The organism is Candidatus Sordicultor fermentans (assembly GCF_012728195.1).
GTDB lineage: Bacteria > Atribacterota > Atribacteria > Atribacterales > Caldatribacteriaceae > Sordicultor > Sordicultor fermentans.
The window spans coordinates 1-22,008 of the sequence record NZ_JAAYFP010000198.1 but is presented as its reverse complement, the minus strand read 5'-3'; the positions used below and the strand labels follow the sequence as shown (position 1 = coordinate 22,008).

Genomic DNA, 22,008 nt, shown 5'->3' with positions numbered 1-22,008 from the left:
CTTTCTCCTGCTACTTTAATACTTTCAGGTTTTATTCTTATCATTTTGAGTGGAACATTTGTTCTGCTTTTGCCGTTTATGGTGAACCCGGGAAATAAATTGCGTTTCATAGATGCTTTATTTACTGCTACTTCTGCTACTTGTGTTACTGGTTTAATAGTGGTAGATACGGCTACCTTTTTTTCCTTCTGGGGACAACTGGTGATTCTCGTGCTCATTCAGATTGGAGGGCTGGGGTATATGACCTTAAATACTATTTTAGCCTTAGCTCTCCGGCGGAGGATTGAATATCGAACTCGATTAGCTATTCGTGACTCTTTTAGCCTGGATTTTCCAGGAGGAGTGGTACGTTTTGTTCTTTCCGTTTTGAAATATACTTTTTTAATCGAAGGAATAGGTTTTATGATTCTCTTTCTTAACTTTTTGCGTTACTTTACACCAGGGGAAGCTATTTTTCCTGCTCTTTTTCACTCTATATCTGCTTTTTGTAATGCTGGTTTTTCAATATTCAGTAGCAATCTGGAGGGTTTTGTTCTGGATCCAGTAGTTAATTTTACAATTATGGGACTCATAATACTGGGAGGCCTTGGTTTTGTGGTACTTCGAGAAATAGTGGAAAAGCGTGGTTTGTCGAGTTTTCATTCTAAGGTGGTAGTGAGGACTACTTTATTTTTAATTTCTCTAGGGACCATTTTAATTTTACTTTTAGAATGGGGTAATCCTTCCACTCTGGCTGAACTTCCCCCGGGGGGGAAAATAATGGCCGGTCTTTTTCAAGCTGTGACTCCCCGCACTGCTGGTTTTAATACTGTTCCTACTGCTGGTTTGCGAGAAGCTTCTGCTTTTCTTATAATGTTACTTATGTTTATTGGTGCTTCTCCGGGAGGAACAGGGGGAGGGGTGAAAACTACCACTTTTGCCTTGCTTTTGGGGGTAGTAATGAATATAGTAAGAGGGGGAGATAAAGTGGAATTTTTCCATCGCCGAGTAGCCCCTGCAACGGTATTCCGGGCTATAAGCGTGGTGGTTTTAGCCTTCTTCCTGGTTTTTGGAGTGATTATGGTTCTATTGGTTATTCAACCCGCTCCTTTTCTGGACATTTGTTTTGAGGTATTTTCTGCCTTCGGAACAGTGGGTCTTTCTCGAGGAATAACAGCCGGTCTTTTAGATCTCAGTAAATTTTTGCTTATCATCACTATGTATGTGGGAAGAGTGGGGATTATGACTCTCGTAATGTTGCGGCCCTCCCGGGAAAAAGATTTAATCACTTATCCGGAAGATAGGATTCTTATTTAGGAGGTTAAAACTTTGTTCGGAAAAATATTGATAGCCAATCGAGGAGAAATTGCTCTCCGGGTAGTGCGAGCCTGCAGAGAGCTGGGAATCAAAACAGTGGGGGTATTTTCTGACCCGGATTATAATCTTCTACATTTAAAGTTTGTAGACCAGAAAGTAGCTTTAGGAGGAAGTTTACCTCAAGACACCTATTTGAACGAAGAGAAAATTATTCGTGCTTGTGAGTTAACTGAGGTTGATGCTATCCATCCTGGTTACGGTTTTCTATCTGAAAACGGTGCATTTGCTAGAAAATTAGAAGAAAAAGGTATTACTTTTATTGGGCCGGACGCGGATTTGCTGGAACGGATAAAAGATAAATTACAGGCTAAAAGAATTCTAGAAGAAGCTGGAATACCGGTGGTTCCTGGCTCTAGGGAGCCCTTAAAAGATGAGAAGGAGGCAAGGAAAATAGCAGAAGAAATAGGTTATCCTCTTTTTCTCAAGGCTTCTCGAGGAGGGGGAGGGAGAGGAATCAGGGTGGTAAGAGAGCCTGGTCAACTGGCAGGGGCTTTAGAAAGTGCGAAAAGGGAGGGAAAATTAGCTTTTGGCAGCGAAGAAGTGTATATGGAAAAGCTCTTGACTAAGGCGAGGCATGTGGAAGTGCAAATTGTAAGAGATAAGGAAGGAAGAGTGGCTCATCTGGGAGAAAGAGAATGTTCTCTACAAAGGAGGCAACAGAAAATTTTAGAAGAAGCTCCTGCCCCCTTCTTGACTGAGGAGACGAGAGAGAAATTGCGGGAGGCAGCAATAAAAGTAGCTGAAGTGCTGAACTACACCACTTGCGGAACAGTAGAGTTTCTGGTAACTGAAGACGGTTCTTTTTATTTCATGGAATTAAACGCTCGTATTCAAGTAGAACATCCGATTACAGAAATGGTTTCAGGGATAGATTTAGTAAGGGAGCAGATTTGCCTTGCAGCAGGGGAGAAGCTGTCTTTTTCCCCGGAAGAAGTTTCTTTACGAGGACATGCTCTGGAGATGAGAATAAATGCAGAAGATGTGGCCCATAACTTTTCTCCTTCTCCCGGCAAAATTTCTCGATTTGATGTTCCTCGAGGGCCAGGAATCAGGGTAGATTCTCACTGCTACTCCGGTTACGAAGTTCCTCCTTATTATGATTCTCTTTTAGCTAAATTGATAGTATGGGATTGTGATCGGGATTTTGCCATCCGCAGGGCTCGAGAAGCTTTGCATTCTTTTGCGGTAGAAGGTGTTTCCACTACTATTCCCTTCCATATGAAAATTTTGCAAAACCGAGACTTTATGACCGGTAATTTACATACCAAATTAATAGAGGAAAATCTGGAGGAATATTAAAATATTAAAGGAGGAGTAAATTTATGAGGCTTAATACTTTCCCTGGGGGGATCCACTCCCCCACTTTTAAAGAATTTACTGCAACAAAACCTATTAAAGAATTTCCTTTTCCTTCGCGGGTGGTTTTACCCCTTCTTCAGCACACTGGTGCTCCCCTATCACCTTTAGTAAAAAAAGGTGATAGGGTAAAAAGAGGACAGAAAATTGCTGATGTAGAAGCTTTTATTTCTGCCCCTCTGCATTCTCCCTTGGCTGGTAAAGTAGCCGGGATAGAAGATTATTTCCATCCTCTACTGGGGAGGTTTCCTGCCCTAACCATAGAAAATGATGGTTCAGGGGAAGAAGAAAGGAAGGATCCTCTCTGTGATATTGAGAATAAAGACCCCGCTTTTCTCCGGGAGTGGATTAGAGAGGGAGGGATGGTGGGTTTGGGGGGGGCAGCTTTCCCCACCCATGTGAAGGTTTCTCCTCCTCCAGGTAAAAAAATTGACACTTTTATTTTAAACGGGGCAGAATGTGAACCTTATCTAACCTGCGATTACCGGGTGATGATAGAGAGATCATCTGCTATTTTGACCGGCTTGCGAGTTCTGGTGAGAGCTTGTGGGGCAGAAAGAGTTTTTATAGGAATCGAAGAAAATAAAATTGAGGCTATAGAAAAATTTGATAAATTAGTAAAGGACCTTCCTTTCCCCGCTCGAGTAGTTCCTCTTCTTACTAAATATCCTCAGGGTTCAGAAAAACAGTTGATTGTTGCTATTCTGGGAAGAGAAGTTCCTCCTGGAGGATTACCCCTCGATGTGGGAGTGGTGGTAAACAATGTGCAAACTGCCTGGGCAGTGGGAAGGATGGCTGAAGAAGGTCTTCCCCTTATAGAGCGGGTTATAACTTTAAGCGGAGAGTGTCTTAAAAGTCCAGAAAACCTTCAAGTACCTCTGGGAACTGTTTTATCGGACCTCGTGGATTTTTGTGGAGGATGGGTGGAAACTCCTAAAAAAGTGATTATGGGAGGACCGATGATGGGGGTAGCACAAACCTCTCTGCAAGTTCCAGTGGTGAAAGGAACTTCTGGGTTTGTCTTTTTGAGCAATCTCTATGAAAAAAAAGAATATCCTTGTATTCGTTGCCGGAGATGCATAGATGCCTGTCCTATGCGCCTTTTTCCCACAATGCTGGGCAAATTTTCTGAGTATCAGGCTTTTGATGAGGCCAGAGACCAGCGGGTGCTGGATTGTATGGAATGTGGAGCCTGTTCTTACGTTTGTCCCTCCAACATTTCTCTTACTCATCTTATCAGGTTAGCTAAAGCAGAAGTTATGCGTCGTTCCAGAAAGGGGGGAAATCAATGAATGAAGAATTAAAATTGGTTATCACTTCTTCGCCTCATCTCCGAGACGAGACCACTGTTCCCTGGATAATGAGGCAAGTAGTATTGGCGCTTCTACCTGCTACTATCTGGGGAATCTATTTTTTTGGAGTTTCCTCTACTTTGTTAACTATTCTTTTATCTGTGGGGAGCACGATAGGATTTGAAGCTCTTAATTGTAAGATTTTTAAGAAACCTCTCTCTATTACTGATGGAAGTGCTGTGATTACCGGTTTGCTTCTGGGCTTATCTCTTCCTCCTTCCGCGCCTTTCTGGTTACCTCTGGTGGGAGGAGGGGCGGCTATTTTCCTGGGGAAAGAAATGTTTGGAGGTCTGGGGCAAAATATATTTAACCCCGCTTTGGTAGGAAGAGCAGTTTTGTTGGTTTCCTGGCCGAAGGCTATGTCTACCTGGTGGGTGAGCGCTCCTTTTGGTTTTTCTGGCTTCTCCGGAGGCGGTGCTGCTTCAACTTTCTCGGGAGTGGAGATGGTTACCACTCCTACACCTCTCAGTATTGCTCAAATGTATGGCTATAGTTCATTGCATCAAGCAGATCCTCGTATTTTGTGGCGTCTTTTCGTGGGGCAGGTTCCTGGTTCTATTGGAGAGATTTCTGCGCTTTTCCTCCTCATCGGATTTTTATATCTGTGGTGGCGAGGGGTGGTGCACTGGGATATTCCCCTTTCTTATTTTGTTGGTCTCTCTTGTGTGGCTATTCTGGGAGGGCAAAGCGCTCTTTTTCATATCTTAAGCGGGGGAGCAATCATGGGAGCGTGCTTTATGGCTACAGATTATGTAACTTCTCCTATTAGCTCAAAAGGTCGCTATATTTTTGGTCTGGGAGCCGGAGCTATTACGGGGGTCATTCGTCTTTTAGGGGCCTACCCTGAGGGAGTTACTTTTGGCATTCTTACCATGAATGCGCTGGTTCCCTTTTTAGATTATCTTCTTCCTCCGAGATTTGGAGTAAAAAAATCAAATGGTTAAGGAGGAAAAAATATGAAAAATATCTGGAGAATTGCTCTTTCTTTAACTGTGGTTTGTGTTGCAGCTGTTTTTGCTTTAGCGGTAGTAAATTCTGTTACGCAAAAAGAAATTGAGAGAAGGTCAGAAGAGGAACTGGAGAAAGCTTTGCAAAGGATTGCTCCTTTTGCTCAAGAGTTCAAAAAGTGGGAAACTCTGCCCGAAGCACAAGATTCCATCAAAGACCTTTCCATTTTAGAAGTTTATGAAGCACTACAAGAAGGAAAGAGGGAAGGGTTGGTGTTTCGAGTGAGCACTTCAGGATATGGCGGACCAATTATACTTTTGGTAGGGATTTCTGAGGAAGGAAAACTTACGGGAATGGAAGTATTAGAACATCAAGAAACTCCAGGACTGGGTTCTAATATTGAAAGCGCTGATTTTCTAAATCAATTTATTGGTAAGTCTTTAATTGATCCCTTCGAAATCAACAGAGATATTGAGGCTATAAGTGGAGCCACTATTTCTACCCGGGCTATAGTCCGGGCTTGTCAGGGTTTAGCAAGTTACTGGGAGGAGGTGAGAGAGCAATGAAGGAGTTTTGGGATTGTTTTAAAAATGGCATTGTGGGAGAAAACCCCGTTTTACGCCTGATGATTGGTTTATGCTCAGTATTAGCAGTATCGGTGAGGCTGGAAAACTGCCTCTTTATGGGAGCGGCAGTTATTTTTGTTTTAACCGGATCCAACCTGGTGATATCGGCGATAAGAAATTTTGTTCCCAATGAAGTTCGTATTCCCATCTTCATTGTGGTAATTTCTACTTTTACTACTATTGTGGATCTGGTGATGAAAGCCTATCTCCCTGCCCTTTCTGAGGCTTTAGGGGTTTTCATTCCTCTGATTGTAGTTAACTGTATTATTATGGCTCGGGCAGAAGCTTTTGCCTCTCGAAAGCCAGTGATATTGACGATAGCTGATTCTCTGGGAATGGGGGTAGGGTACACTTTAGTAATCGCAGCCATTGGTGTGGTGAGAGAACTTTTCGGCTACGGGCAATTTTTTTACCACCAAATATTTCCTTCTTCTTACCAGGGCATGATGATTATGATTCTTCCCCCCGGAGCTTTCCTTCTTATTGGTATTTACATTGCTTTGCTAAATCATTTCCATCGGAGGGATAATCTATGAGTGCTATGGACCTTTTCAAAATTTTTATCAGTGCTGCCTTGGTAGATAATATCATTTTAGCTCGCTATATCGGGCTATGTCCTTACATTGGGATGTCTTCTAATGTGGCGAATTCCCTGGGGATGGGGATGGCAGTTACCTTTGTCATGGTTTTAGCTTCTATAGCTACTTGGGCTTTGTGGAACTTTATTTTTGTGCCTCTGGGGTTGGAATATCTCCAGATTATGGTGTTTATTCTAGTAATTGCTGTTTTAGTGCAATTACTAGAAGCGATTCTCAAGAAAACGGTGCCTAACTTATACCAGGCCATGGGCATATATCTCCCTCTTATTACCACTAATTGTGCTATTTTAGCAGTTACCTTTTTTGGAGTAGACTATAATTATAATCTTCTTCAAGTAGTGGTATATAGTATAGGTGTAGCCTTAGGGTTTACGATAGCTTTGCTGCTTTTAGCTGGAATCAGGGAAAAACTGAGATTTTCTAAAGTTCCGCAGTTTTACCAGGGTTATCCCATAGTTTTTATTTCCACTTGTCTTTTAGCTATCGCTTTTATGGGCTTTAAGGGCCTGGTGAAATAGGAGGTAGATATGGATATTCTAATGCCCACTGTTCTTATTGGGGTTTTGAGCCTGATTTTTGGAGTAATGCTGGCTTGGTTTTCTCAAAAGTTTGCAGTAGAAGTCAACCCTCTGGTGCAAAAGGCAGAGGAGATTCTTCCCGGAGCTAATTGTGGAGCTTGTGGCTTTCCAGGGTGTTCTAATCTGGCAGAGAAAATTGTTGCCGGAGAAGCTCCTCCTGATGCCTGCCCCGCAGGAGGGCCAAAAGTGTGGGCTGAGCTGTCCGCTTTAGTGGGGAAAGAAGTTGACTCTCATCGGGAAGCGCAGAAAGCTGTTCTTCTCTGTCAAGGGGCAAGAGAAGTAGCAGGAGAGGTAGCAGCTTACCAGGGATTGAAAGATTGTAAAGCTGCTCACCTTCTGGGTAATTCTTTTAAAAGTTGCCGCTATGGATGTCTAGGTTTTGGAAACTGTGTAAGAGTTTGTCCTTTTGAAGCTATGATTATGGACGAAGAAAAGGGATTACCCATAATTATTGAGGATAAATGCACTGGTTGTGGAAAATGTGTGGAGGAGTGTCCTCGTTCTATTATTACCCTTCTTCCTGCTCGAGAACAAGTGGTAGAAGCTTGTGTCTCTCTGGCTTCCCCCCGGGAGACCAGGCAGTCTTGTAAGAAGGGATGTATAAAATGCAGTATATGTGTGAAGTCTTGCCCGGAGGGAGCTATAACTTTGGAGGGAGGAAGAATAAAAATAGACCGGGATAAATGCAATTTATGCGGAGTTTGTATAGAGAAGTGTCCTACCAAGTGTTTGATATGGGTGGGAAATGAACTCGTTCTGGAAGAAAAAGAATTAGAAGCGAAAGTTGGAGGATAAAGTGGCTTTGCTTTTAGGGATAGATGTAGGAACCACTAATACTAAATTGCGGGTTTATAACCACGATGGAGAGATAAAGGAGGAGAGAAGCTTTCCTACTCCTCTTTTTCCTGATGAGGAGGGAGAGTTATATCACCCCCAGAAAATTCTACACCAAATTTTACAGGCTATCAGCCAATTCTCCGGGGAACTAAGGCGAGAAATTATAGCTCTCAGTGTATCCAGTTATGCTGAAGTACTGGTTAAAGTGGGTGAAAATGGAGAACCGGTGGGTGGAAGTATTCCCTGGTACGATAATCGCACAGAAAAATACTTTCGGGAAATAGAATTAGACAAAGAAGAAGTTTATCGGATTAGCGGCCTTTATCCCTACCATATATATTCTTTCTATAAGTTGTTCTGGCATCGAGAAAGAGAAAAAGAGGCTTTTGAGAAAACCAAATTCTGGACTTCTATGTCTGGTTTTATTCTCTTCTACTTTAGCGGGATTCCTTCTTTTGATTATTCCCTGGCTTCTCGTACCATGCTTTTCCGACAGAAAGAAAGATGCTGGTGGGAAGAAATGTTAGCACGAGCAGGATTATCAGCAAAAGATATGGCGCCTCTTTATCCCTCAGGGGTAGTTTTGGGAACAGTGAGAGAGGAAGTAGCAAGAGACTGTGGCTTATCTCTTGATACACTGGTAGTAACCGGGGGGCATGACCATCTCTGTGCCGCTCTTTCGGTGGGGGTATACAGAGAGGGGAGAGCTTTAATCTCTACTGGAACCACTGAGTCTCTAACCATGGCCCTGGAAAATTTGCCTTCTCTTTCTCCATCTGGAGAAGAAAAGCCTTTCTCCTGGGGACATCATGTGGCTTACCCCTATTACTATGCCATGAACGGGATTTATAGTGGGGGCTATGCTGTTGATTGGATATTGAGATTATTAAAGGAAGATTATGCCTTTCTGGAAAATCTTTCTCCTCATTTTTCTCCTCGTGTTCCTATCTTTTTCCCTTATCTTCTGGGGGGAGATTATGAGGGAGCAAAGGGAGCATTTTTGAATCTCACAGGGGGTGCAGAAAGAGAAGAATTAATCCTGGGTCTTCTTTTGGGTTTATGTTTTGAATATCGAAATATCTGGGAGAAAATGGAAAAAAATTTAGGTTTTCGAATAAAAGAAACCGCTAATGTAGGAGGAGGAACTCAAAATAGAGCATGGATGGAGTTAAAAGCCACTACTCTGGATAAAAATATCCCTGTTCCCCGGGATAGAGAAGGAAGTTGCCGGGGTGCTGCTCTTTTGGCTGGTTTAGGTGCCGGAGTCTATAAAGATTTTGAAGAAGCTTTTCAAAAAACTTTCCGCGTTAGAGAAGTGTTTGAACCTCAAAAGGAGTGGCAAGAAAGCTTAGAAAAATGGTTTAGAGTGTATGTGGAGGTGGAAAAAGACTTGAGAGAAATCAATGAAAAATTAGGAGTTCTATATGATAGATAATAGAGTAGGAGTGGTAGGGATAATAGTTACCGATCGAGAAAAGCAGGCTGAGCGGGTGAATGAAATTCTGGGAGAGTTTGGAGAGCTAATCGTGGGGAGAATGGGTATTCCTTATCGAGAAAGGAATGTCTCGGTAATTGCTTTAATTGTAGATGGTAGCACAGACGAGCTGGGAGCTTTAACTGGTAAATTAGGGAGTATCCCGGGGGTGAAAGTGAAATCGGCTCTGGTTTCCTCTTCTTGAGTTTCAATCAGGAAAGAAAGTTCTTTTCGTTTTTCCTGGAAATAAAGAAAGCTATGAGCGGTAAAAAAGAAAGAGAGAAAAAAGCAGAGGGAAAGTTATTGTTAAAAGAGGAGAGAGAAAAAGCAAAAAGATTGGGGCCCACTATGCCTCCTAAGTTCAGGGCTACTTCTAACCATCCTAAAGCTTCTCCTTGTTTCTGTAGAGGAACGAAAGAGCGAAGGGAAAGAATAGTCCCAATGTAAAAGAATGCCCAGCTGATACTCAAAATACACTGAGGAAGAAGGATTAATACTCCTTGATGAAAAAAAGGAGCAATAAGGAAAGGAATAACGGTTAGTAAAAGCCCAAAGCGGGTGGATCGGAAAGCCATCTGATCTGACCGGGAGCTTAGTTTTCCGCTCAGGGGGAAGAAAAATAATTGGGCTAAATTAGAAATAGCAATGACCGAGCCGATGAGAGCAGTGGTTTGACCCATATTTTTCCAGAAAAGGGGTAAGAAATAAGATAATCCGTTGACTGCGGTAGAACGAAGAAAAATGGAGAAGTAAAAAAGAGCAACTCTTTTTTGCAAAATCCAGTGTTTGGCGGGATTATCTTCCTGAGAGAAGGGGACGGCTTTGCCCGTTTCCTCCTGAAGATAAAAAGTAAGGAAGAAAATCAGAATGACCACCGAGCTTCCTAAATAGAAACTGGAGTTAGGATGAAGGTCTCCTAAAAATCCGCTTAAAAGACAACCTAAGGAGTAGCCTGCTGCTCGGGCAACATTGATAGCTGATATCTCTTTACTTCTCCTTTCTTCCTCCTCTATTTTGACTGTTAACTCATTAAGGGTCAAAGCCTGAGCTACCATAAAGAATCCAAAGAAAAATCGCACTATTACTAGACCCAATAAACATTGCATCAGGGGAATGAGAAGGCAAAAAAGAGCTTGTCCTAAAAGACTGATCAAAAGAGTTACTTTTCTTTTGCTAAATTTGTCTACCACTTTCCCCCATAAGGGAGCACCTATTAAAGACCCTGCGGTAAAAGCAGATATAGCCAAACCAACTTCCGGGGGAGAAAAACCCATATCTGTGGCAAAGATGGAAAAGAGAACTGAGGTTAAGGCAAAAATAAAATTAGAAGCGAAAGCAATGCTTAAGAATATAAAAAAGTTTGTAGAACCCCTTTTTTTTGACCAGTTGTGTAATATTCTCAACTACTCTCAACCCCGCAGTAGGCTTTTCTTTGAAAGAAAGAAGGAAAAAGAAGAAGAAAGACAGTCATTCCTAAAGAGAAAAAGCCAGCGCTCTCAATCACCAGAGTTACTTGATTACCCAGTAGAGAGGAATAAAGAAGATGCAGAAAATGTCCAAAAGCCCAGGATAGACCCATAGCTACTGAAGAAGCAAAGGCACGATGTTGAGGAAATAGGTCTTGAGCTTCGCAGACGTTGGTGCTCATGCTCAAAAATGAGGAAAAGTCAGCCAGGAGGTAAGACAGGGTGAGGGAAATAATTCCTTCCGCCCGGGTAAAAATTAAAATAGCCACACCTAACCCTCCAAAAGATAGCAAATTTACTAATCGATTATTGAACTGTGTCCTTATTCTACTTCCTATCGAGTTAGCTAAAAGTCCGGACATTACTCCTCCAGAGAGTAACATCCCTCCCATTACTAAACTATATCCTTGAAAATTTAAATAAATGGGGACAAAAGTATGGAAAATATCAGTGAAAAAAGTACGGATGCTCACCATTATCCAGATAGGCAGCAAGGGAAGAAAAAACTGAAGGGAGAATTTTTGCCTGGGAATAGAGGAAGATATATTATAATCTCTTTTTCTCAAGATTATCAAAAACAGAATAGTCCAGCATATCCAGATCCCTAAAGTTAGAGGCACTATTCCAGATATGCCTCCACTGCTCACTATCCAGGTGATGAAAATAGGGCCTAGGGCAGCTCCAGCAATGCCTCCAGAGACAAACAAAGTTATCCCTTGAGAGCCACTTTCACCAGAGAGAGCCGCACCTTGAGGATGAAAAGAAGCGTTGGCTAAAAAAGCTACAACAAGGATAAGGAAGAGGGTATAGATGTGAGAAGAAAAAGGAATGAGAGACCAGGGTAATATTAAAAGAGAAAGGGAAATATAAAATTGTACTTCTGATTTTTGAAACAGAGGTCGGGTAGCAAAGAAAATCTGGCTGAGAGAGCTCAAAAGAGATAGGGTAGCGATAACCATAGCTATAGTTCGAGAATCAACTCCATATACTCCTATAAAATAGGGGCTGAGCGGTGAAGGGAAAGAGGCAAAAAAATCAGCTAAAAAGTGAGAAAGAAAAAGCATAAGTTTTTATTTTCCTCTCTTCTAATATCAATCTTTGTTTACTGCTAATAAATTTGGTAGGTTTATATAATTTTATCATGGTAATATATAAACTCAAGGTTTCGGTGGCTCTACTATAATAAAATGTAGGAAAAAAGCGCCCAAAAAGAAACACTGTGTTGGAGAGAGTGAGAATTCAGAAAAATACTCTTATTAAGGGTATTGCGGGGGTGAAATAAGGAAAATTTCCCTTTTCTTTGAATGGAAAAGTATTTACCTGAGTTTGGCCGCCGGAGGTGAAAATACGGAATAGTAGAAGTAAAGGCCAAATTCTCGGGAAATTAAGAGAGGAGGCTTAAGAAAAAGTAAAAATTTTACTGATAGAACCTTGATACATGAAATATGAAATTGACCAAAAACCGGCTTTAATTATCTCGTATTTCAAATATTTTGACATTTTTTCCACTTTCTGTAGCATATGGAGTCCGATTTTTCTTGACAAGGAGCCGGTGCAATGGTAATTTTATGGCAAGTTTTTACCAAAATTCTTGAAAGGGGGATTTTAGAATTGAGAAGATTAATCAGTTTATTCACGGTTTTCCTTTTAGTTTTGAGTTTTTCCGGAATAGTGTTAGCTCAAGAAACAGTGAAAATTGGAGCTAACCTGGAAATTACTGGAGGAGTAGCAGCTTATGGACAGATGATTTGGGAAGGGGTAAACATTGCTAAAGAAGTAGTAGGAGATGAAGTTCTGGGGAAAAAAGTGGAGCTGGTTTTAGTGGATAATAAGAGTGACCGGGTAGAGTCGGCCAATGCTGCCACTCGCTTGATAGATTATGAAAAAGTGGTAGTTATGGTTGGTCCGGCAATAAGTGGTAGTATGTTAGCAGTAGGCCCAATATGTGAAGAAAAACAGATTCCGGTTATTTCTGCCAGTGCTACCAGTCCTCTGGTTACTCAGGGGAAAAAATTTGTATTCCGGGCTTGCTTCCGGGATGATGATCAGGCTAAAGCAGCTGCCCAGTTTGCCCGTAGTGAGCTTCAAGCCCAGACCGCAGCTATTTTATCTGATATTGCTCAAGACTATTGTGTAGCTTTGGGCAACTTCTTTAAAGATGCTTTTATAGAAAAAGGAGGACAAGTGGTAAGCGAGCAAAATTGTAGAAGTGGAGACCAGGACTTTTCCGCTCAGCTTACTACCATTATAAACGCTAATCCTGATGTTATTTATGTCCCTAATTATTACACTGAAACTGCTCTGATTTGTCAGCAGGCCCGGGATTTAGGGTATGAAGGGATGATTTTAGGAGCAGATGGGGCAGATGCACCGGAATTGGTCAGCATCGGTGGAGATTCAGTAGAGGGGGTTTATTTCACTGCTCATGCTGATACCACTCAGGCGATAACTGAAATAGGACAGAAGTTCTTCGACTTATACCGGGAGAAACACGGTAGAGAACCCAGCGCTTTTGAAGCTTTGGGCGGTGATTCTTATGTTATTATTTTAGATGCCATAAAAAGAGCGGGAGAATTAGATCCGGTTAAAATACGCGATGCCATGGAAGATACTGAAAACCTGGAAGTTATAACTGGAGTGGCTACTATTGTCGACGGAGACAACAAGAAACCTATAGTGGTGAAAAGAGTGGAAAATGGTGTCTTCAAGTTTGTGACTACTATTGAATACTGATTTAATAGTACCAGGTAACCTTAACAGTTACCTGGTACTTATATAACTTAGGCCATGACCTGGGTCTCTTTTTTTCAGCAGATAATGAATGGAGTTTCCTTAGGAAGTTTATATGCCCTTTTAGCCATAGGCTATACTCTGGTCTATGGCATTTTAGGGTTTATAAACTTTGCTCACGGCGATGTGTTTATGCTGGGAGCTTATTTTTCTTTTTTTATGATAGGAGTTTTTCTTCTCCCCTGGTGGCTGGGAGTAATAATAGGAGTAGCACTGTGTGCTATAGTGGGAATGAGTATTGAAAGAATAGCTTATCGTCCTCTACGTGATGCTCCTCGTATTTCTGCTCTTATAACTGCAGTGGGAGTTTCTTTCTTCATTGAAAATCTGGGTCTGGTAACTGTTGGTGCTCGTCCTAAAGGTTTTCCTCGCCCGGAGCTTATGAAAAATGTCTATATTTTAGCTGGTGCTCGTATACAGGGGGTGACTTTCTGGGTGCCTATCATCAGTGTTTCAGTTCTTCTTGTTTTGCTTTATCTGGTTTACCGAACTAAAATGGGAATGGCTATGCGAGCTGTATCTAAAGATATGGAGACCACTCGCCTGATGGGCGTAGATATAGATAGGATAATTCTTTATACTTTTGCTTTAGGTTCGGCATTAGCCGGGATTGGCGGAGTACTGTGGGCTTGTAAATATCCTCAGATTAACCCCTTAATGGGCACTTTTCCGGGCTGGAAAGCATTTACTGCGGCAGTAGTAGGAGGAATTGGCAATGTAGTGGGAGCCATGGTAGGCGGTTTTATAATTGGATTGACAGAAATTATGATCGTGGCCTTTTTCCCCGGTTTATCTGGTTATCGAGATGCCTTTGTCTTCACTATATTAATCATATTTTTGCTGGTTAAACCCAGTGGGATTCTGGGTGAAACCCTGAAAGAGAAAGTATAGTAGCATGGGAAGAGAAGAAAAAAGAGATTTAATTTTAACTTTACTTCTCTTTGCAGTCTTAATGTTGGGAGTAAGTTTAGCAGAGAGATATCTAAATACCTATTTGATTCGCATTTTGAATACCGCCTGTATTTACGTAGTAGCAGCAGTGGCCTATAATTTAATTAATGGGATTACCGGACAGTTTTCTTTGGGGCCCAACGGCTTTATGGCTATTGGTGGTTACACTGTAGCTATCTTAATGCTCCCTTTAGTGCAAAAAGAACAGGTTTATTTTTTGCAACCTCTTATCTGGCCTTTTAATTCTTTTTCTTTTCCTTCTCATCTTTTTCTTTTAGCTCTTTTTTTAGGAGGTGTAGCTGCTGCTCTTGCTGCTTTATTGATTGGTATTCCCACTCTTCGCTTACGAGGTGATTACTTAGCTATTGCTACTTTTGGTTTTGGGGAGATCATTAATGTTCTGGCCAACAACTTTATTCCTTTAACTAATGGAGCTCTGGGAATTAAAGGAATACCGGAATATACTAACCTGTGGTGGACGGTAAACTGGGCTTTCTGGTCGGTGTTTATGATTAAGGGTCTCGTGAACTCAAGCTTTGGCCGGGCTTTAAAAGCCATCAGAGAAAATGAAGTAGCAGCAGAGGCTATGGGGGTGAATCTTTTCCGTCATAAGCTTTTGTCTTTTGTATTAAGCGGATTTTTTGCCGGTGTGGCAGGAGGATTGTTTGTAACCTTAATCAGCACTGTTTCTCCTTCTCTTTTTACTTTTACTATGACTTTTAACTTACTGATTATCATCGTCTTGGGGGGATTAGGTAGTATCACAGGGTCAGTGGTTACTGCTTTTATTTTTGCTTTTTTGCAGGAGATTTTGCGAGAAGTGGAGGCTCCTATCACTATCGGGGCATGGACTTTTCCCGGAATACCGGGAATGAGGATGGTAGTATTTTCCGTTCTTTTAGTAGTCATGATGATTTTTTATCGACGGGGATTATTTGGTGACAAAGAAATTTCCTGGCAGCTTATCATTGACCGAATAAAAGGAAGAAATGAAAGTGAAAAATAAAGAGCCCCTTCTTTCTTTAGAAAATCTTACTGTTGCTTTTGGCGGGCTGGTAGCAGTTAGTGACTTTTCTTTGCAACTTTTCTCTGGAGACCTGGTAGGTTTAATTGGGCCCAATGGAGCAGGTAAAACTACAGTGTTTAACCTGATTACCGGGCAGTATCGTCCCACGAAGGGTCGGGTAATTTTCCAGGGAAAAGATATCACCGGCTTTTCCCCCGATTTAGTTACCACTGTTGGCATTGCTCGCACTTTTCAGAATATTCGTCTCTTTGGAAATTTGACCGTCCTGGAAAATGTTCTGGTTTCTTTCCATGTTCGCTTACAAAGCTCTTTTTTAGCTCCTATGTTCAGTCTTCCTTCTTACTGGAGGGAAGAAAAAGCTATAAGGAGAGAAGCTTATGACCTTCTCGAGGCAGTGGGATTAGCTGATGTTACAAAAGAAGAGGCTCAATCTTTGCCCTATGGAGAACAAAGACGTTTGGAGATCGCCCGAGCTTTAGCTACTCATCCCTCTCTTTTACTTTTAGATGAGCCAGCAGCGGGAATGAATCCTCAAGAAACTCGAGAACTGATGGAGTTTATCAAAAAGATGCGAGACGATTTTAATCTTACTATATTTCTGATTGAACATGATATGAAAGTAGTAATGGGAATTTGTGAGCGAATAGCAGTGATGGATTTTGGAATGAAAATAGCTGAAGGTACGCCAGAGGAGATAAGGAATAATCCCCGGGTTATTGAGGCTTATCTGGGGGTAGAAGATTGATGGAAAACGACTTAATGCTCCGAATAGAAGATCTTCATGTGTTCTATGGTGGTATTCACGCTCTTAAAGGAATTAACATTGAAGTTCCGGCGGGAAAAATTGTAGCTTTAGTTGGGGCAAACGGTGCAGGCAAGAGTACTACATTGAGGACTGTATCAGGATTAGTGAGATCTCGGCAGGGTAAAATAGAGTTTCAGGGTATAGACATCACTCGAGAATCCGCTCATCATATTGTGGAGATGGGGCTGGCTATGGTCCCGGAAGGAAGGAGGATTTTCCCTAATCTCACTGTTTGGGAAAACCTGCTTTTAGGAAGTTACACGCGGCGAGATAAAGAGGAAATTAAAGAGGATCTGGATTGGATTTTTCGTATTTTTCCTCGTTTAAAGGAGAGAGTGAGGCAAAAAGGAGGTACTTTGAGTGGAGGGGAACAACAAATGCTCGCGGTAGCCAGAGCTTTGATGTCTCGGCCTCACCTTTTGATGATGGATGAACCCTCTCTGGGTTTAGCTCCACTTCTCGTGAAGGAAATTTTTAATATTATCAGAGAAATTAACCAGAACGGAACCACTATTCTATTAATAGAGCAAAATGCCAAAGCCGCTTTGCAGATAGCTCATTATGCTTATGTTCTGGAGACCGGATCTGTGGTTCTCGAAGGAAGGGGAAAAGAACTTCTGGAAAATGAAAAAGTACGTAAAGCCTATCTCGGGGAGGAATAAAAAAACATGGCGATAAAAAGGGAAAAATATCGAGATAAAGGAATCCAGGAAGTATATAATACCCCTTACGAAAAGAAATTAAAAAAGCTTCCCTGGATACAGGATAAAAGAGTGAGAGAACGCTATCTTCGCCCGGAAGAGGAAAATAAAATACTGGATGATCTGGTATGCCTAAAATGTGGAGAAAAGTGTGGAGGTAATTGCGAAGATAGAGAAAGTTTAAGGACAACTAATATTTTCTCTTAAAGGATATCCTTTACTTTGTTTGTTAGTGCTTCAGCAAATTGTTGGTTTGCAGCAACTTCCCAGTGGATGCCATCTATATCGCTGGTTTTAACTACTTCTCCAGCATCAAAAAAGTGGCACTGATTAACCTGGGCAAAGTAAGAGTAATAACGAGCCAAATTTTGAGATTTTTCTGTTCCCTCTCCAAACTCTTCTTGCCATATTGCAAGTTTTCCTAAAGGTGGAGGAGAAATAAGAAGAACCGAAGGAGAATTGCCTCCTCTTCCAGCATTGCTTCTTTTTGCTATTTCTACCAGAGTTCCAGCGCTTTGAGCGATCTGAAGAGCAGTAACTTGAAAGCGGGCCTTCAGGTCATTGGTTCCCAGCATTATAATTAATAAGTCCAGAGGTCGGTGGGATTCCAGTAATATGGGGAGATGTCTTCTCCCGTTTTTATTTCCTTCAATGGGGTCATCCCAGATGGTGGTGCGCCCGTTTAACCCTTCTTCTATTATCCAGTAGCTCTCCCCCAAGTTTTTTTGCAGTATAGTAGTCCAGCGAGAACCTGCTGAATAGCGCTCTTGAGTTTCAGGATCCCAACCCCAGGTCAGGGAATCTCCAAAACAAAGTATACGTTTTGCCCCTTCTTTTTCCATTTTTTTGCTCCTCTTTAGTTTTTATATAGTTTTATAACTTTTTATAAAACACTCTTAATTTCCTACCGAAGTAGTGAAACTGCGAGCAATAGCCTGAAAAGTGTTCAAATAGTCATTAAATTGGCTTTCTTTGGTCAGACAAATTATGCGGAAAAAATTATTGCTCTGGGAAAAAAGATAAATAATAGCCTGAAAGGGTTCTTGAGAAGCAGAAGGCTCTGAGGAAACCAAGAAAGTATAGGTAAACCAGCAGCTAGGAGCTCCGTTGATGGATTCTCCTCCCTGAGAGATTATTTCTATTCCCGGGAATTGATTTACTTCCTCCTTTACTTTTTTAAAGAAATCTTCCAATGAGGAGTAATTATAATATTCTAAAGTGACCCCGACCTGGGCTTCTGAGTCTTGGCCTAACATCACAAGATAGGGATTGGGAGTAGAAGGAGGATTATAGACTTCCCAATCAGGGGGAAAAGTGAGGGAGAATCCTGCCGAAGAAATGTAAGTTGTCAAACTTTCTTGAGCAAAGGATAGAGGAGAGAAAGATGTAACTAATATGCTCAAAACCAAGAGAAAATAGAACCTCTTCACATTTTCCTCCTAGAAGGCTTTTTCTAAATTATATCATTTTATAAATATGTTTTGTTCTTCATAGTTAAATTCCAGCATAATTTATTTTAGTTTTTTCTCATCTTTTTATTTTTAATGTTAAGCTGTACGTTATTCTTGTATAATCTATTTGAAAATATTAGTTATAATTAAAGAAATAAAGAATATAAAAGGAGGAAAGAATATGACGTCTCGAGAACGAGTGATAAGTTCTCTTTCCCATCGGGAACCAGATAAGGTTCCCCTGGATTTAGGTTCTACCTTGATTACCGGAATTCATGTTTCCAGCTTGCACAAACTAAAGGTAGCTCTGGGGTTAATCAAGCCGGAAGAGCCGGTGAAAGTAATTGATCCTTTCCAGATGCTGGGAGAAGTGGATGACGAGTTGCGAAAGGTTCTGGGAATAGATACCGTTCCTCTTCTCTCTCTCTATAATTTTTTTGGATTTAAGAATGAAAACTGGAAGCCTTGGACTTTCTTTGATGGCACCCCCCTTTTAGTGCCGGAAAAGTTTAACACTACTCCGGACTCAGAAGGTAACATTTATCAATACCCCCGGGGGGATAGTACTCTTTCTCCCTCAGCTAAAATGCCCCGGGGCGGTTTTTACCACGATGCTATTATCAGGCAAAAGCCCTTCCGAGAGGAAGAGTTGAAAGTAGAAGATCAAATAGAAGAATACAGTTTACTTTCTGAAGAAGAACTTCGCTATTATGAGAGTGAAGCTCAGAAGCTCTATGAGGAAACCGAGTATAGTATAGTGTCAAGTGGGGTTCCGGGAATTAATTTGGGAGATATTGCTTACGTTCCTGGTTCAGCCTTGCCGGATCCTCGGGGAATTAGAGATGTGGAAGAATGGTACGTATCTCTTCTGACTCGTCAGGACTTCATCGGGGAAGTTTTTTCTCACATTACTGATATCGGCTTGCAAAATTTAGAGTTATTTCATCAGGCAGTGGGAGAGAAAATCCAGGTAATAGTGGTTTCAGGAACTGATTTTGGTTCGCAAAATGGCCTTTTTATTTCCCAGGAGGTGTATAGAAAGTTATTTAAGCCCTTTCATCAAAAAATTAATAACTGGATTCATCACAACACCACCTGGAAAACTTTTATCCATACCTGTGGCTCAGTTTATGACCTACTACCTGATATAAAAGAAGCGGGTTTTGATATCTTAAACCCGGTGCAGATATCTGCAGCTAAGATGGATCCTGAAAATCTGAAGAAAGACTTTGGACATCAATTTACTTTCTGGGGTGGAGGAGTAGACACGCAGAGAACTCTTCCTTTTGGAGCTCCAGATGAGGTAAAAGAGGAAGTAGAGCGGTTGATAAAAACCTTTAAACCTGGTGGAGGATTTGTGTTTGCTACAGTCCATAATATTCAGGCTAATATACCTGAGGAAAACTTATTAGCCCTATTTGAAGCAATAAATGAATATAGATGAGGAGGTAAAATTATTTTGGCTGGTATTACTGGAATTTTTGCTCCAGGAAAGAAAAAGGAAGTAGAAAAAATGCTAAATAAGATCTCTCATCGAGGTCTGAAAGGTAAAGCAATTTTAGAATTAAAAGAGGCGACTTTAGGAGTGGTGTGGCCCGCTCTCCATGAGCCATCGCTTGCCCGATGGAAAAAAGAAAAGATGGTAAAAGATGATAGAGGGACCGATCATTTCGCGCTGGCACGGGTAAGAGAAAAAGAGCCGGAGTTAAAGCGAGATTATATAGGAGTGGCTCCTCTTTATTATATATTTAATGAAAGAGGAGATCTTTGTTTTTCTTCGGAAGTAAAAGGACTTTTGTCTTATGGAAGAAAAATAAAAGAAATGCCTCCGGGAAGCTTTTTTTATAAAGAAAAAGTCAATCCTTATTTTCGCTGGAAAAAGCTGCCTCTTTTTCGGGGAGAACTGAGGATTGTAGCTCAAAAACTTCGTGACAAACTTAGTAAAGCAGTAAAAAAGAGAATCAAAAGTAACCCAGCAGGTTCTTTGCTTTCCGGGGGTCTCGATTCTAGCGTTGTAGCAAGTTTAGCTCGACCGAGAGTGCAAAAAATGTATACTTTTTCCGTGGGAGTAGAGGATGCTCCGGACCTTTATTATGCCAGGGAAATGGCTAAATTTATTGGCTCAGAACATAGAGAGATAGTAGTAGATTTAGAAGGAATGTTAGAAGTATTACCTAAGGTTATTTATCATCTGGAATCTTTTGATGCTCCTCTGGTTCGTTCCAGTATTATTAATTATATGGTAGCCAATTTGGCTTCTGATTATGTTCCGGAGGTTTTTTCTGGTGAGGGCGGAGACGAGCTTTTCGCTGGCTATGATTATCTAAAATCTTTGAACAAGGACAGATTACCTCAGGAGTTGAGAGATATAACTTTTAGTCTTCATAATACGGCGTTGCAGAGAGTAGATCGTTGTGCCTCTGCTCATGGGATAGTGGCTCAAGTTCCCTTTTTAGATCAAGAAATAGTAGATTATGCCTTTCAGATTCCAGTTGACTTAAAGATAAAAAACGGGGTAGAAAAATGGATTCTGAGAAAAGCAGTGGAAGATTTATTACCGGAAGAAATATTATGGAGAGAGAAATCCAAATTCTGGCAGGGTGCCGGGGTAGAGGAATTACTTTATCAGTATGCTGAGGAGAATATTACTGACGAAGATTTTGGCAAAGAGCGAGTTCTTCCCAATGACTGGGTGCTCAGGAGCAAAGAAGAATTGATGTATTATCGTATCTTTCGGGATTTTTTTGGGGAACTACAGGATTTGTCCTGGATGGGAAGAACGAAAGTTAAAGAATAAAAGTTTAAAAATTAGTTCAGGATGCGGAATAAAATGGCGCTCCCTGAGTAATAATTTAATCTCTCGACTTAAAACAGAGTCTTAAGAAATTAGCGGAAGATTTGTTTCCTAAAGCTCAGGTAGTGGCTGATGCTTTTCATGTATGCTCTCGCCAATAAGAGAATGGATGAGGCCCGAAGAATAGAACAGGATGTATACCAGAAGAGGAAAGTAAAGATACCCAAGAAGATATTCCTCATCGGTAGAGAGAAGCTCTCTCAAGAAAACAAACAGAAAGTAGACGATCTTTTGGGTAAGTATCCTACTCTACAGGGTTTCTACTGGGCTAAAGAGAAGATTAGAGAACTATATCGGCAAACTGATAGAGAAAAAGCCACTAAGATTTTAGATAACATCATTTTCAATCTTAAAGTAGCCGATGATGCTGAATTAGTTAGATGGGGAAATACTCTAAAGAAATGGAGAGAACCTATTTTAAATTATTTCCATAATAGAACTACTAATGGCTATACGGAGGGCTGTAATACTAAGATTAAGATGCTAAAGAGGATATCTTATGGACTGGGAAATGTGGAGGTGTACTGGAGAAAGATGTTACTGGGATTTATACCACGAAGAGAATGTTTCCACACAATTTGACATAGAGCCCTCGGTAGCTTGACAAACTTACTTTAGAAATATAAAATGAAATTAGTATTAAATACTCTTAAGAAGAGACCAGCTAAAAGAAACCAAGGAGAAGCCCTCAATTAAAGAAAAACAGAGGCTCTCCTCTAAAAAATCGAAAAAAGGAGGAAACGAATGACTAACAAACCTTCAGATTTTCGCTATGATACCGGACCATCTAAGGTTCCCTGGGCGGCGGTTGGGGAGAACTATAATGCTTCCGACGGT

22 protein-coding genes and 1 pseudogene are annotated in these 22,008 nt (G+C 41.1%); 19 read left to right on the top strand and 4 right to left on the bottom strand.

What is annotated here, in order from left to right; all coding sequences use genetic code 11:
• From GXZ17_RS09850 to GXZ17_RS09805, 10 genes are all read left to right on the top strand, one after another.
• A partial coding sequence (locus GXZ17_RS09850) for a TrkH family potassium uptake protein (RefSeq protein ID WP_409377111.1) occupies nt 1-1,296 on the top strand: 1,296 nt, incomplete at its 5' end.
• 12 nt (nt 1,297-1,308) lie between these two features.
• Nucleotides 1,309-2,655 carry an acetyl/propionyl/methylcrotonyl-CoA carboxylase subunit alpha gene (locus GXZ17_RS09845; RefSeq protein WP_409377110.1) on the top strand — a complete coding sequence of 449 codons (1,347 nt, stop codon included), beginning with the start codon at nt 1,309-1,311 and terminating at the stop codon, nt 2,653-2,655.
• Nucleotides 2,656-2,678: 23 nt separating this feature from the next.
• Nucleotides 2,679-4,004, top strand: a complete 1,326-nt coding sequence (gene rsxC, locus GXZ17_RS09840; protein WP_409377109.1) for an electron transport complex subunit RsxC — start codon at nt 2,679-2,681, stop codon at nt 4,002-4,004.
• Complete coding sequence (locus GXZ17_RS09835; protein ID WP_409377108.1) at nt 4,001-5,008, top strand: RnfABCDGE type electron transport complex subunit D; 1,008 nt, start codon at nt 4,001-4,003, stop codon at nt 5,006-5,008. Before rsxC ends, GXZ17_RS09835 begins: the two co-directional genes overlap by 4 nt.
• Before the next feature lie 12 nt (nt 5,009-5,020).
• Nucleotides 5,021-5,578, top strand: coding sequence for an RnfABCDGE type electron transport complex subunit G (locus GXZ17_RS09830; protein WP_409377107.1), 558 nt, complete (start codon nt 5,021-5,023; stop codon nt 5,576-5,578).
• A complete protein-coding gene (rsxE, locus tag GXZ17_RS09825) occupies nt 5,575-6,174 on the top strand; it encodes an electron transport complex subunit RsxE (RefSeq protein ID WP_409377106.1) in 600 nt (199 codons plus the stop codon). Before GXZ17_RS09830 ends, rsxE begins: the two co-directional genes overlap by 4 nt.
• Before the next feature lie 5 nt (nt 6,175-6,179).
• Nucleotides 6,180-6,755: an electron transport complex protein RnfA gene (locus GXZ17_RS09820; RefSeq protein WP_409377114.1), complete on the top strand. Its 576-nt coding sequence runs from the start codon at nt 6,180-6,182 to the stop codon at nt 6,753-6,755.
• A 9-nt stretch (nt 6,756-6,764) separates the two neighbouring features.
• Nucleotides 6,765-7,610, top strand: coding sequence for an RnfABCDGE type electron transport complex subunit B (locus GXZ17_RS09815; protein WP_409377105.1), 846 nt, complete (start codon nt 6,765-6,767; stop codon nt 7,608-7,610).
• A gap of 1 nt (nt 7,611) precedes the next feature.
• Complete coding sequence (locus GXZ17_RS09810) at nt 7,612-9,087, top strand: FGGY-family carbohydrate kinase (protein ID WP_409377104.1); 1,476 nt, start codon at nt 7,612-7,614, stop codon at nt 9,085-9,087.
• Nucleotides 9,080-9,331, top strand: coding sequence for a TM1266 family iron-only hydrogenase system putative regulator (locus GXZ17_RS09805; protein WP_409377113.1), 252 nt, complete (start codon nt 9,080-9,082; stop codon nt 9,329-9,331). Before GXZ17_RS09810 ends, GXZ17_RS09805 begins: the two co-directional genes overlap by 8 nt.
• Nucleotides 9,332-9,338: 7 nt before the next feature.
• On the opposite strand, the gene GXZ17_RS09800 is transcribed toward GXZ17_RS09805, so the two are convergent.
• Both GXZ17_RS09800 and GXZ17_RS09795 read right to left on the bottom strand, forming a co-directional pair.
• A complete protein-coding gene (locus GXZ17_RS09800) occupies nt 9,339-10,529 on the bottom strand; it encodes an MFS transporter (protein ID WP_409377103.1) in 1,191 nt (396 codons plus the stop codon).
• Entirely contained in the window at nt 10,526-11,656 is a 1,131-nt protein-coding gene (locus GXZ17_RS09795) for an MFS transporter (protein WP_409377102.1), read from the bottom strand. The genes GXZ17_RS09800 and GXZ17_RS09795 overlap by 4 nt, the downstream gene beginning before the upstream one ends.
• 493 nt (nt 11,657-12,149) lie before the next feature.
• On the opposite strand from GXZ17_RS09795, the gene GXZ17_RS09790 reads away from it, so the two are divergent.
• The 6 genes from GXZ17_RS09790 to GXZ17_RS09765 are packed head-to-tail and all read left to right on the top strand — an operon-like array spanning nt 12,150 to nt 17,073.
• Nucleotides 12,150-13,325, top strand: coding sequence for an ABC transporter substrate-binding protein (locus GXZ17_RS09790; RefSeq protein ID WP_409377101.1), 1,176 nt, complete (start codon nt 12,150-12,152; stop codon nt 13,323-13,325).
• A 54-nt stretch (nt 13,326-13,379) separates the two neighbouring features.
• Nucleotides 13,380-14,273 (top strand): branched-chain amino acid ABC transporter permease, encoded by an 894-nt coding sequence (locus GXZ17_RS09785; RefSeq protein WP_409377100.1) that lies wholly within the window; start codon nt 13,380-13,382, stop codon nt 14,271-14,273.
• 4 nt (nt 14,274-14,277) lie between these two features.
• A complete protein-coding gene (locus GXZ17_RS09780; RefSeq protein ID WP_409377099.1) occupies nt 14,278-15,339 on the top strand; it encodes a branched-chain amino acid ABC transporter permease in 1,062 nt (353 codons plus the stop codon).
• Nucleotides 15,323-16,105 (top strand): ABC transporter ATP-binding protein, encoded by a 783-nt coding sequence (locus GXZ17_RS09775; RefSeq protein WP_409377098.1) that lies wholly within the window; start codon nt 15,323-15,325, stop codon nt 16,103-16,105. The genes GXZ17_RS09780 and GXZ17_RS09775 overlap by 17 nt, the downstream gene beginning before the upstream one ends.
• Before the next feature lie 14 nt (nt 16,106-16,119).
• Nucleotides 16,120-16,827: an ABC transporter ATP-binding protein gene (locus GXZ17_RS09770; RefSeq protein WP_409377112.1), complete on the top strand. Its 708-nt coding sequence runs from the start codon at nt 16,120-16,122 to the stop codon at nt 16,825-16,827.
• 6 nt (nt 16,828-16,833) lie between these two features.
• Nucleotides 16,834-17,073, top strand: coding sequence for a hypothetical protein (locus GXZ17_RS09765; RefSeq protein ID WP_409377097.1), 240 nt, complete (start codon nt 16,834-16,836; stop codon nt 17,071-17,073).
• Here the strand turns inward: GXZ17_RS09765 and GXZ17_RS09760 are convergent.
• Nucleotides 17,070-17,708: an SGNH/GDSL hydrolase family protein gene (locus GXZ17_RS09760; RefSeq protein WP_409377096.1), complete on the bottom strand. Its 639-nt coding sequence runs from the start codon at nt 17,706-17,708 to the stop codon at nt 17,070-17,072. The two genes, GXZ17_RS09765 and GXZ17_RS09760, sit on opposite strands and share 4 nt — an antisense overlap.
• A 54-nt stretch (nt 17,709-17,762) precedes the next feature.
• On the bottom strand, nt 17,763-18,296 hold the full coding sequence (locus GXZ17_RS09755) for a PsbP-related protein (RefSeq protein WP_409377095.1): 534 nt from the start codon (nt 18,294-18,296) through the stop codon (nt 17,763-17,765).
• 202 nt (nt 18,297-18,498) lie between these two features.
• On the opposite strand from GXZ17_RS09755, the gene GXZ17_RS09750 reads away from it, so the two are divergent.
• The 3 genes and pseudogenes from GXZ17_RS09750 (at nt 18,499) to GXZ17_RS09740 (ending at nt 21,753) form a co-directional block, all read left to right on the top strand.
• Nucleotides 18,499-19,761 (top strand): uroporphyrinogen decarboxylase family protein, encoded by a 1,263-nt coding sequence (locus tag GXZ17_RS09750; RefSeq protein WP_409377094.1) that lies wholly within the window; start codon nt 18,499-18,501, stop codon nt 19,759-19,761.
• 15 nt (nt 19,762-19,776) lie between these two features.
• The gene (locus tag GXZ17_RS09745; RefSeq protein ID WP_409377093.1) at nt 19,777-21,114 is read left to right on the top strand and encodes an asparagine synthase-related protein; all 1,338 of its coding nucleotides are present in this window, start codon (nt 19,777-19,779) and stop codon (nt 21,112-21,114) included.
• A gap of 101 nt (nt 21,115-21,215) precedes the next feature.
• Nucleotides 21,216-21,753 (top strand): annotated as a pseudogene (locus tag GXZ17_RS09740) (ISL3 family transposase).
• The last annotated feature ends 255 nt before the right edge of the window (nt 21,754-22,008 follow it).